This window comes from Streptomyces sp. NPDC017940, assembly GCF_044328435.1.
In the GTDB taxonomy this organism is placed as follows: Bacteria; Actinomycetota; Actinomycetes; order Streptomycetales; family Streptomycetaceae; genus Streptomyces.
In genome coordinates this window covers 87,950-99,428 of sequence record NZ_JBIRHJ010000001.1, presented here as the reverse complement: position 1 = coordinate 99,428, position 11,479 = coordinate 87,950, and the positions used below count along the sequence as shown (strand labels likewise).

Annotated in this window: 9 protein-coding genes; 1 reads left to right on the top strand and 8 read right to left on the bottom strand. The window is 73.4% G+C overall.

The window, feature by feature from the left end:
• Positions 1-151 precede the first annotated feature (151 nt).
• The 6 genes from ACH4DX_RS00355 to ACH4DX_RS00330 all read right to left on the bottom strand — a co-directional run bounded on the left by ACH4DX_RS00355 (position 152) and on the right by ACH4DX_RS00330 (position 7,700).
• Entirely contained in the window at positions 152-433 is a 282-nt protein-coding gene (locus tag ACH4DX_RS00355; RefSeq protein WP_016645140.1) for an HU family DNA-binding protein, read from the bottom strand.
• 398 nt (positions 434-831) lie between these two features.
• Positions 832-2,274, bottom strand: coding sequence for an NAD-dependent malic enzyme (locus ACH4DX_RS00350; RefSeq protein ID WP_398153448.1), 1,443 nt, complete (start codon positions 2,272-2,274; stop codon positions 832-834).
• Positions 2,275-2,726: 452 nt separating this feature from the next.
• Positions 2,727-5,330 carry a HelD family protein gene (locus ACH4DX_RS00345; protein ID WP_398153447.1) on the bottom strand — a complete coding sequence of 868 codons (2,604 nt, stop codon included), beginning with the start codon at positions 5,328-5,330 and terminating at the stop codon, positions 2,727-2,729.
• A gap of 89 nt (positions 5,331-5,419) precedes the next feature.
• Positions 5,420-6,292: an anti-sigma factor family protein gene (locus ACH4DX_RS00340; protein WP_398153446.1), complete on the bottom strand. Its 873-nt coding sequence runs from the start codon at positions 6,290-6,292 to the stop codon at positions 5,420-5,422.
• A complete protein-coding gene (locus ACH4DX_RS00335) occupies positions 6,289-6,867 on the bottom strand; it encodes a sigma-70 family RNA polymerase sigma factor (RefSeq protein WP_398116402.1) in 579 nt (192 codons plus the stop codon). The genes ACH4DX_RS00340 and ACH4DX_RS00335 overlap by 4 nt, the downstream gene beginning before the upstream one ends.
• 224 nt (positions 6,868-7,091) lie before the next feature.
• Positions 7,092-7,700, bottom strand: coding sequence for a CGNR zinc finger domain-containing protein (locus ACH4DX_RS00330; RefSeq protein ID WP_398154139.1), 609 nt, complete (start codon positions 7,698-7,700; stop codon positions 7,092-7,094).
• A 352-nt stretch (positions 7,701-8,052) separates the two neighbouring features.
• On the opposite strand from ACH4DX_RS00330, the gene ACH4DX_RS00325 reads away from it, so the two are divergent.
• Positions 8,053-8,667, top strand: coding sequence for a DUF1772 domain-containing protein (locus ACH4DX_RS00325; protein WP_398153445.1), 615 nt, complete (start codon positions 8,053-8,055; stop codon positions 8,665-8,667).
• Here the strand turns inward: ACH4DX_RS00325 and ACH4DX_RS00320 are convergent.
• Together ACH4DX_RS00320 and ACH4DX_RS00315 are read right to left on the bottom strand one after the other, a co-directional pair.
• Positions 8,613-9,758 carry a uroporphyrinogen-III synthase gene (locus tag ACH4DX_RS00320; RefSeq protein WP_398153444.1) on the bottom strand — a complete coding sequence of 382 codons (1,146 nt, stop codon included), beginning with the start codon at positions 9,756-9,758 and terminating at the stop codon, positions 8,613-8,615. The genes ACH4DX_RS00325 and ACH4DX_RS00320 overlap by 55 nt on opposite strands.
• Positions 9,759-9,847: 89 nt before the next feature.
• Positions 9,848-11,269, bottom strand: a complete 1,422-nt coding sequence (locus ACH4DX_RS00315; RefSeq protein ID WP_398153443.1) for a nitrate/nitrite transporter — start codon at positions 11,267-11,269, stop codon at positions 9,848-9,850.
• Positions 11,270-11,479: the final 210 nt, after the last annotated feature.

Below are 11,479 nucleotides of genomic sequence, written 5' to 3'. Positions count from 1 at the left end.
CCCGCGGCAACCCCCCGCGCGGGGGGACCACACCCCCCCCCGGGGGGGTTGCGGCATAGCTCTCCCGCGCCCCCCCCCCCCCCCCCCCCCCCCCGCGGGCCCCCCCCCCCGGGGGGGGCCCCCCCTTCGCTGCACAAGGCCAGAGGCCTGCTTACTTGCCCTTGGCCGCTTCCTTGAGCTTGGAGCCCGCCGAGACCTTGACGCTGTAGCCGGCCGGAATGTTGATCGGCTCGCCGGTCTGCGGGTTGCGGGCGGTGCGAGCGGCACGGTGCGTGCGCTCGAAGGTCAGGAAGCCGGGGATGGTGACCTTCTCGTCGCCCTTGGCAACGATCTCGCCGACGGTCTCGGCGAACGCGGCCAGCACGGCGTCGGCGTCCTTGCGGGTCACCTCTGCGCGGTCGGCCAGCGCGGCCACCAGCTCACTGCGGTTCATGTTTGTACTCCCGTGTTCTTCTTGCTGTTGAGGCGTGCCACGCGGCGGAGCCGCATACCGGGCACAGCGAAGCCGATGCTGCCAGGGTCCTCAGGCGAGCCCCGGACCGGGTCCCCGTCGGACCCTCGCGCCCAGAGACGCATCCTGCCCCCACCTGCGGCGGGAAAGCCAATCCGGCACCCGTGGGAGTCACACGAAGGGCGCCCCTTCCTCGGCTGGGTGCCTCGAAATGGTGACGCTCCGTCCGCTCCCGGCGCCGGACCCGCGTGCCCCGACGGACCGGCGTGGGGCCGGTGCGGGGCCCTTCGGGCCCGGTAGGGCCGCGCGGGCCCTGAGGCCCGCGTCCCGCCACCCTAGAGGGCCGTCACGGGCGCCGCGTTCCGCGACGCGCCGTGCGGTCAGGCCGTGGTACCCGTCACAGCGGCCCCCGCCGCCTTGGCGGCGCCGCGCACCGCTCCGGCGACCGCGCCCGCGACCTTGTCGTTGAAGACGCTCGGGATGATGTAGTTCGGGTTCAGCTCGCCCTCGGTGACCACGTCCGCCAGGGCGGTGGCGGCGGCCAGCATCATCTCCGTGTTGACCGTACGCGACTGGGCGTCGAGCAGGCCGCGGAAGACGCCGGGGAAGACCAGGACGTTGTTGATCTGGTTGGGGAAGTCGGAGCGGCCCGTGGCCACAACTGCCGCCGTCTCGCGGGCGATTGCGGGGTCGACCTCCGGGTCCGGGTTCGCGAGCGCGAACACGATCGCGTCGTCCGCCATGGCCGCGACATCGTCGCCGCCGAGCACGTTCGGGGCCGACACGCCGATGAACACGTCGGCGCCCACGACGGCCTGCTTGAGGGTGCCGGTGACGCCCTCGGGGTTGGTGTTGTCGGCGATCCAGCGCAGTTGCGAACCCTGGTCGGTGTCCGTGGCGGAGGACGCCAGGTCCTCGCGGCCCGCGTGCACCACGCCGTGGATGTCGGCGACGACGGCGTGCTTGACGCCCGCGGCGAGCAGCAGCTTGAGGATGGCCGTACCGGCCGCTCCGGCGCCGGACATGACGACGCGGACGTCCCCGATGCCCTTGCCCACCACGCGCAGCGCGTTGGTCAGGGCGGCGAGGACGACGATCGCGGTGCCGTGCTGGTCGTCGTGGAAGACCGGGATGTCCAGGGCCTCGCGGAGCCGGGCCTCGATCTCGAAGCAGCGCGGCGCGGAGATGTCCTCCAGGTTGATGCCGGCGAAGCCGGGCGCGATGGCCTTGACGATCTCGACGATCGCGTCGGTGTCCTGGGTGTCGAGGCACAGCGGCCAGGCGTCGATGCCCGCGAAGCGCTTGAAGAGGGCCGCCTTGCCCTCCATGACCGGAAGGGCCGCCTTCGGGCCGATGTTGCCGAGGCCGAGCACCGCGGAGCCGTCCGTCACGACCGCGACGGAGTTGCGCTTGATGGTGAGGCGGCGCGCGTCCTCGGGGTTCTCCGCGATCGCCATGCACACGCGGGCGACACCCGGTGTGTAGACCATGGAGAGGTCGTCGCGGTTGCGAATGGGGTGCTTCGACTGCATCTCGATCTTGCCGCCGAGGTGCATCAGGAACGTACGGTCGGAGACCTTGCCGAGGGTGACGCCCTCGATGCCGCGCAGTTCCTCGACGATCTCGTCGGCGTGCGAGGTCGAGCTCGCCGCGATCGTGACGTCGATGCGCAGCTTCTCATGGCCGGACGCCGTGACGTCGAGGCCGGTGACGGAGCCGCCGGAGGACTCCACGGCCGTGGTGAGCTGGGAGACCGCTGTTCCGCTCGCGGGCACCTCCAGCCTGACCGTCATCGAGTAGGAGACGCTGGGCGCCGTTGCCATGGCGGACTTCCTCTGCTTTCACCTTGTAGCTGTTGCCGTTCGATGGTCGCACCTACCACTTGGTACGCGGTAGCCGCATCGGATTACGAACGTTTTGTTCACTCCACTTTCGGAAAACGACTTCCACCATACGAGAAGTTGAAGCAAACAGAAAGAGGGGAACGCAAAGAGGTCCGCGCCACTTGGTGACGCGGACCTCTTGCTGCGCTAGGTGACACCGACCCGCCATGCTCGCCTCGCGGCAAGTGGTCGCTCGTAGCGACGAAGGTTGGGCCCGGGGGCTTGGATCGGGCCGGTGCCACATCAACGGTAACAAACGAACCCCGTAAGGCAATTCCCATCCCGCGGATTCGTCCCCGCCGCACGGCGCGCCGCCGTGACGGTCACGCGCACGCCGCCCTCACGGCCGGACCCGGGCCGCCCCCACGGCCGCTCCCGCGCCGCCTTGACGCTCACTCCCGCAGCAGGTCCGGCACTCCCTGCCCGTCCGGGTCGTCACGTTCGCCCGAAAGGACGGTGAGCTGCTGCGTGGCGCGGGTCAGCGCCACGTACAGCACCCGCAGGCCCGCGGGGGACTCGTCGGCGATCTCGGCGGGCGAGACGACGAGCGTCGCGTCGTACTCCAGGCCCTTGGCCTCCAGGCTGCCGAGGGCGACGACGCGCTCCCCGAGGCCGTCGAGCCAGCGGGCCGCCTGCTCCCTGCGGTTCATGGCCACGACCACGCCGACGGTGCCCTCGACGCGGTCGAGCAGGCGGGCCGCCTCCTCGCGCACCGCCCTGCCGAGGGCGCCCTCGCGCCCGCCGCCGTCCTTCGCCGCGCGGCCGACGACGGCGAAGCGCGGCTCGATGCCGGTGGAGCGGACCGCGGACGGCGACGCGGACCCCGGCATCGCGAGGGCCAGGACCTTCGCGGCGAGTTCGGCGATCTCGGCGGGGTTGCGGTAGTTGACGGTGAGGGTGAAGCGGCGGCGCGGACGGGTGCCGAGGGCCTCGTCCCTGGCCGCGCCCGCCTCGTCCGGGTCGGACCAGGAGGACTGCGCCGGGTCGCCGACGACCGTCCAGGTCGCGTGCCTGCCGCGGCGGCCGATCATGCGCCACTGCATGGGCGTCACGTCCTGCGCCTCGTCCACGATCACGTGCGCGTACTCGGTGCGCTCCGCCGCCAGGCGTTCGGCGCGCTCGCGCTGGGACTCCTCGCGCTGCGGCATCAGCTCGTCGAGGCCGGTGAGCAGGTCGAGCGGGTCGAGCTCCTTCTTCTTGCGCGGCCGGTGCGGCGTACCGAGGATCGCCTGCAACTCGTCGAGCAGCGCCACGTCGTGCACGGACAGGGCGTCGCGTCTCAGGGACCGGGCGACCTTGCGGATCTCGCCGGGGTTCAGGACGCGGCGCGCCCAGCGGTGCAGGGCGCGTTCGTCGCCCATCGCGGTGAGCACGGCGCGCGGGGTGAGCTCCGGCCACCAGGCGTCGAGGAAGGCGAGGAAGTCGTCCTCGGAGGTGATGTCGTCGTCGAAGGACGAGCGGAGTTCGGCGGCGAGTTCCGGATCGTCGTGCCTGCCCGCGGCGCCGGACTGCTCCCAGAGGGCGTCCAGGAGGAGTCTGCGGGCGCGGGGGCGGAGCAGGTTGACGGGGGCCGTGCCGCCCAGTGCCGTCTGGCGGATACGGGACAGCTGGCCGGCGCCCAGTTCCAGGCGGCGGCCGAAGGCCACTACGCGCAGGCGTGCGGGGGTGGGGGCGGTCCCTGCCGGCTCGCCTTCGGCTTCGGGGTCCTCCTCGCCGAAGGCGAGTTGCCGGGCGTTCGCCGTTGGCGGGTGCGGGTCGGCTGCGCCCGTCCGTTCCGCCCTCCGGGCGGTGCCCGCGGCCCCGAGCGGAGACTCCAGGGCGCCCCGCGCCGCCCGGCGCAGGACCCGCACCATGCGGGACGAGCCCTTGACACGAGCCACCGCCGGGGTGTCGTAGACCGTGGCCTCGATGCCGTCGACCAGGGAGCCGACCGCGCGGATCGCCACCTGGCCCTCCTCGCCGAGGGACGGCAGGACGCCCTCCGTGTAGGCGACGAGCAGGGGGGTCGGCGAGACGATGAGGATGCCGCCCGCGTACCGGCGCCGGTCCTGGTAGAGCAGGTAGGCCGCGCGGTGCAGGGCGACGGCGGTCTTGCCCGTGCCGGGGCCGCCCTCCACGTACGTCACCGAGGCGGCCGGAGCGCGGATCACCAGGTCCTGCTCCGCCTGGATCGACGCCACGATGTCCCGCATGGTGTGGCTGCGGGCCTGGCCGAGCGCGGCCATCAGGGCGCCGTCACCGATGACGGGCAGCTGCTCGCCGTCGAGGAACGCCGTCAGCTCCGGGCGCATCAGGTCGTCCTCCACGCCGAGGACCCTGCGGCCCTTGGAGCGGATGACGCGCCGGCGCACGACCCGGCCGGGATCGACCGGGGTCGAGCGGTAGAAGGGCGCGGCGGCGGGCGCGCGCCAGTCGATGACCAGCGGGGAGTAGTCCGCGTCGAGCACACCGATGCGGCCGATGTGCAGCGTCTCGGCGATGTCGGCCACCAACCGGCGCACACCACCGCCGCTCGCGCTGCCACCGCCGTCGCCGTCGCCGTGGGCACCGTCGGACCCGCCGGATCCGCCGTGCCCTTGAGCCCCGCCAGACCTCTCGGACCCCTCGGACCCCTCGGACCCCTCGGACCCCTCGGATCCCTCGGATCTTTCGGACCCCTCGGTCCCGCCGTCCTCGACCTCCCGGACCGCGCCCTCGGCGGGTTCGACCGCCGTGTACGCGCCGTCGGGGCCCTTCTTGCCGTCCTTGCCGAGCAACAGGTCGATGCGGCCGAAGAGGAAGTCCTCGAACTCGTTGTTGAGGCGGTTGAGATGGACACCCGCGCGGAACACCTGCGCGTCCCGTTCGGCGAGTGCGCCCGGCGTACCCACCTGGGACCGCTTGGCGGCGTCGTTCATCAGGAACTCGGCCTCGTGGATCTTCTCTTCGAGGCGCCGGTAGACCTGGTCGAGATGTTCCTGTTCGACGCTGATCTCGCGGTCGCGTACGTCGGCCACCGGGGCCCCTTTCCTGACGTGCTGCTGCCCGTACTGAGCAGCCGTCCACCGTACGCGAAAGGGGCCCCGCTTGTGCAGTCGCCGCCCGCCTACACGTCCACCTCCACCAGACGTTCCCCCTCGAACGTGCGCACCTCGAAGTGGTCGATGTCGTTGCGGTCGAACGCGGCGCCGCCGTGCACGTACAGCGGATTCCGCGCCGCCCGGTGCGGGCTGTCCTTGATGCCGTAGCCCCACCGGGGCACCGACCAGGTCGTCACGGTCTCCTTCTTGCCGTCCTTGCCGACCGCGATCAGCGAGCACTTCAGCGGGCCCTTGACGTTCTTCAGCTCCAGGACCGTGTGCGTGCCCCAGGCCTTCTTCTCGGTGCCCACCGTCGCCGTGACCTTGGTCGTGGGATCGGTGGCGGCCCGCTTGGTCTCCATGTGGTGGAAGAAGGCGTCCTCCGCCGGTGACGTCGGGTGCGGGTCGCCGCCCGCGACGTCCCTCCTGTCGCTGCCGCCGTCGTCGTCCCCGGTCGCCGCGACGACCGCGAGCGGCCCCCCGATGATCAGCGCCGCGGCCGCCGCGGCCAGGTACATCCCGCGCCTGCGCCGCTGGGACCGCTTGGCCGCGACCTCGTCGACGAGCCGGTCCGCGAGCCCCGGGTCCGGCCGGGCGGCGAGCTGCTCGCCGATCCGGGGCGCGCCGCGCCGGTGGCCGCCGCCCGCGTCCGGGACGCCGGGAGGACCGGCGTCGGGGAAGTCGGCGAGGGCGGCGAGCATCGGCTCCATGCCGGCGAACTCCTCCAGCTGCCGCGCGCAGAAGTCGCAGCCCGCCAGGTGCGCCTCGAACTCGGCGGACTCCGCGTCGTCGAGGATCCCGAGGGCGTAGGAGCCGACGGTCTCGTGCACGTCGCCCGAGCCCGGCCCTGCGCCCCACGGGTCCTGCCCGTGGCCGCCCGTGCCGTACGGCGTACTCATGTCGACACCCCCCGCTCCTCAAGGGCGAGCTTCATCGAGCGCAGCGCGTAGAAGACCCGCGAGCGCACCGTCCCGCTGGGTATGCCCAGTGTCTGTGCCGCCTCATTGACCGTACGCCCTTTGAAGTAGGTCTCCACAAGTACCTCCCGGTGGGCGGGAGTCAGGTCCTCCAGCGCGTCCGAGAGGGTCATCAGCCACAGCGCCTTGTCGATCTCGTCCTCCGCGGGGATGACCTCCAGCGGTGACGGGTCGACCTCCTGCGGCCGGGCCTGCCGGCTGCGGTGGCCGTCGATGACGATGCGACGTGCGACCGTCACCAGCCAGGGGCGTACCGAACCGGTGGCCCGGTTGAGCTGACCGGCGTTCTTCCAGGCACGGATGAGCGTTTCCTGTACGACATCTTCGGCGCGCTGCCTGTCGCCCGCCACCAGGCGGAGCACATAGGCGAGAAGTGGACCCGCGTGCTCGCGGTAGAGCGCGCGCATCAGTTCCTCGTCCGGCTCCGGCGCGGGAGTCGGCGTCAGGCGATGTCGTCGATGAGGGCGTTCATCGGCCACGGCGGAATCCTTGCGCACGGCTGCCTCCGCTGTCCGCTGTTCGTCTCGGCTGCCCGTTCCGGCCGTGCTCCGCGCGGGGTCGGCGCAGTCGGTCCTGTCGGCTGGTCACCTTGGACGTACGGACCCGGCCGCGCGTCCGTTCAAGGAGGGGGACGCTTTTTTGCCGCGGGGACCGGTCCTGCGCGGCGGCTCTTGCGCCGCGGGGGTCCTGCCGTCCCGTTACGGCGCGCGGATGTTCCCGCTCAGGCCCGTGCGAGGGCCGCACGCCGCCGGTGCCTCGCCACCCGCTCGCGGTTGCCGCACACCTCGCTCGAGCACCAGCGCCGGCGGCGGCCGCGCGAGGTGTCCAGGTACACGATGGCGCAGTTGTCGCCCTCGCACCGGCGCAGGAGCGAGCGCGCCACCGGGTCGGTGAGCAGGTCCACGGCGTCCCTGGCGACGGCGGCGAGCAGCGCGGGGCGGCCGGGGACGCCGTGCAGGGCGCGGGTCAGGGTGCCGTCGGCGAGCCGGACGGCGCGCGGGGCCGGCGGGGCCGCCGCGGCCAGGGCGTTGACGCGGGCGAGCGCGGTGTCGGCGCGCCGCCCGAGGAGTTCGGCACGGACCAGCTGGGCGATGTGGCCGCGCAGTTCGCGGAAGGCGGCGAGGCAGGAGGGGTCGGCGCCCGGCAGCGGCGTACCGGCCGGTACGAGCCCCGCCCCGGCCAGCCAGTCCCGCAGCCGCTGCACACCGTCGAGGCGCTCCACGGGATGGCTGGTCGCGAGGAGGTCGAGGCAGGGGCGGCCCGCGTCGAAGCGCAGGTCCTGGAGGGTGGGGGGTGGCGCGGAGGGCGACGCGGGCGACGCCGGTGCCAGGGGGGCGGCGGTGGGAGGGCGTGCGGGAGGTGCCGCGGGTGAGGCCGCGGAAGGGACCGCGGAAGGGACCGCGGAAGAGGCCGCGGAAGGGGCCGCGGAGGGGGCCGCGGGAGGAGCCGCGGAGCGGGACACTGAAGGGGACGCAGACTTGGACGCACCCAACACCATGCGCCTTTCACCGCCTTGGGGTGTGCCGGTGAGTGCCGTACCCCTACAGTGCCCGCCCGCGGGCCCCACCGGAACCCCTGCCACCGGCCCGCGCCGCGGGGAAGCGCCCCCGCGCAGACGCACGCGTATGCCGCCGCGCGCCTCGACCATGGTCACCGCGGACGCCCGGCGCTTGACTCGAACCATGAACCGAAACGACATGGACCGAAACCGCACGCCGGTACGTCCGAGCCGTGGTGACGGGGTGCTCCTGGGGGCCGCCACCGTGGCCATGGGCCTGAGCGCCGGGGCCTTCTACACCTTCGCCTGCGCCGTGATGCCGGGCCTGGCCCGCGGTCCTGACCGTACGTACATCGAGGTCATGCAGCACATGAACGAAGCGATCGAGAACCCGGTGTTCTTCGCGAGCTTCCTGGGGGCGCCGCTGCTCACGGCCGCCGCGGCCTGGCGGCTGCGGCGCTCCGGCACGCCCTGCCGATGGGCGCTCGCGGCGCTGTTCTCGTACGCCGTCGCGTTCGTGCTCACCGTCGCCGTGAACATCCCCCTGAACGAGCGGCTCGCGGAGGCGGGCGACCCGGCGCGCATCGGTGATCCGGCGGCGGTGCGCGCGGACTTCGAGGACGCGTGGGTGGCGTGGAACGCGGTGCGCGCGCTCCTGAGCACGCTCGCCGTCGGCTTCCTCGTCCGGGCGCTCGTGCTGTTCGGCGGGCGCGGGGCCGCGGGGCACACGTCCGGGCCGGGTGCTCAGTCCGCGTACTTGGACCCGGTTCCCGGCACCGGGTCGAGCGCGAGGCGGTAGCCGCGCTTGACGACGGTCTGGATGAGTCCGGCGGCGCCGAGTGCGGCGCGCAGCCGGGCCATCGCGGTCTCGACGGCGTGCTCGTCACGGCCGTCGCCCGGCAGCGCGCGCAGGAGCTCGGCGCGGGCGACGACCCAGCCGGGCCGCCGCGCCAGGGCCCGCAGCAGCGCCATCCCCGCGGGTGGCACGGCCCGCAGCTCGGCGTCGACGAGTACCGCGTGCCCCCGGACCTCCACCCGGTGCCCCGCGACCGGCAGCGTCCGCGCCCGCCCGGGCAGCTCCTGGCAGAGGAGCTGGACGAGGGGGCCGAGCCGGAAGCGTTCCGGCTGCACGGTGTCCACGCCCCTGGTGTGCAGCGCGAGGGCGGTGACGGGGCCGACGCAGGCGGCCAGCACGTCGCGGTTGAGCGCGGCGGTCAGCTCGTCCGTCGTCCCCCGTTCCGCGGCGCGGGCGAACAGCGAGGCGGCGGCGGGCGCGGAGGTGAAGGTGAGCGCGTCGACGCCGCGGGCCGCGGTGGCGTCCAGGAGGCGGTCGAGGGGGGTGAGGTCGGCGGGCGGCAGCCAGCGGTAGACGGGCACGAGGACGACGTCCGCGCCGCCCGCGCGCAGGGCCTCCACGAAGCCGGGCAGCGGCTCCCCGTGCAGCTGTACGGCGATACGCCGCCCGTCGACGCCTTCCGCGAGGAGCCGGCCGAGGACCTCGGCGAGGGACTCCGATGACGGTGACCAGGCCTCGGTGAGCCCGGCGGCGCGGATGGCGCCCTTGACCTTGGGCCCGCGGGCGAGGAGCTCCACCCCGCGCAGCCGTGCCAGCAGCGCTTCGCCGTGCCCCCAGCCGTCGGCGGCCTCGATCCAGCCGCGGAACCCGATGGCGGTGGTGGCGACCACCACGTCCGGTGGGAGGCCGATCAACTCCTCGGTGGCCGTCAGGAGTTCGCTGTCGTCCGCGAGGGGCACGATGCGCAGGGCGGGGGCGTGCAGGACGGTGGCGCCGCGCCGCTGGAGCAGCGCGCCGAGCTCGTCGGCGCGGCGGGCCGCGGTGACGCCGACGGTGAACCCGGAGAGGGGTCCGTGCTGCTGGCTGGCGTTCATGCGTCGAGCGTGCCAACGGCCGGTGACGGTCCCGGATCACCGGGATGTCCCGCGTGTTACCGCGGTGTCCCCGGTGTTACGTCGCCGCGTCACACCTCGGCGCAGGCGCGCTGCGGCTCGTCGCCCGCGGCGGGGGCCGGCGCGGGGCGCGGGGCGGCGGGCCGGCGAAGGTATATGGCCCAGGTGACCACGGAGCAGAGCGCGTAGCAGGCGAGGAAGGCGACGAACGCGCCGGTGCCCGCTCCCGCCGGTTCCGCCGTGCGGAAGGCCTCCCGGAAGGCGAGGTTGATGCCCAGGCCGCCGAGCGCCCCGACGGCCCCGATGAGCCCCATGGCGGCCCCGGAGAGCCGCCGCCCGTACCGCGTGGCCTCCTCCCCCACGAGCCCCGCACGCACCGCCTTGGCGTGGAAGATCCCGGGGATCATCTTGTACGTGGATCCGTTCCCGAGCCCGCTGAGTACGAACAGGACGATGAAGGCGGCGGTGAACAGGGCGAGCGACTCCCGCTCGGACGCCACCACGACGACCCCGGTGGCCGCCGCCATGCCCGTGAAGTTCCCCAGGGTGATGCGGGCCCCGCCGTACCGGTCGGCGAGCCGGCCGCCGACGGGCCTGATCAGCGATCCGAGGAGGGGTCCGAGGAAGGTGACCTGGGCGGCCTCCAGGGGCGTGCGCCCGAACTGTGTCTGGAGCACGAGCCCGAAGGCGAAGCTGTACCCGATGAACGACCCGAACGTCCCGACGTACAGCAGCGACATGATCCAGGTGTGCGGGTCGCGCACGGCCTCGCGGGCCGCGCCGGTGTCGTTGCGTACCGTCGCGAGGTTGTCCATGAAGAGCGCGGCGCAGACGGCCGAGACGACGACGAGCGGGATGTAGACGCCGAGGAGCAGCCGGGGTCCGCCGCCCGCGCCGATGACGGCGAGGGCCGCGAGCTGCATGACGGGTACGCCGATGTTGCCGCCCCCGGCGTTGAGGCCGAGCGCCCAGCCCTTCTTGCGCAGCGGGAAGAAGGAGTTGATGTTCGTCATGCTGGAGGCGAAGTTGCCGCCGCCGACGCCGGTGAGCAGGGCGCACACCAGGAAGGTGGTGTAGGAGGTCCCGGGTTCCATGACGACGAACGCCGCGACGGTCGGCAGCAGGAGCAGCGAGGCCGCGACGACGGTCCAGTTGCGTCCGCCGAAGCGGGCGACGGCGAAGGTGTAGGGGACGCGGACGACGGCGCCCACGAGGGTGGCCATCGACACCAGGAAGAACTTCCCGGCGGCGTCGATCCCGTACTCCGGTCCCATGAACAGGACCATGACCGACCACAGCGTCCACACGGAGAACCCGATGTGCTCGGACAGGACCGAGAACACGAGGTTCCGGCGCGCCACGCGCGCGCCCTCCCGCTCCCAGAACTCCTCGTCCTCGGGCTCCCACCGCGAGATCCAGCCCCGCTCACCCCCACCCTTCCCGGCCTCCAAGGCCTCCCGGGCCTTCCCGGTCTTTCCCGTCGTCAAGGTCATCCCACGCCTCCCGGCCAGCGGCTGATGCTCCCGAAGGTAGGGAGGACGCGTTTCAGGCCCGTGCCGCCGGGTGACCGTGGGGGAACGTTGGGCTCACGGTGGGGTGGGGTGGGGGGTGAGGGTGGGCGCCCCGGGCGGGGGCCACCCGGCCGAGCCCGCGCCCGGCCGAGCCCGCACCCGACCAAGTTCGCGCCCGGCCGAGTCCCGGCT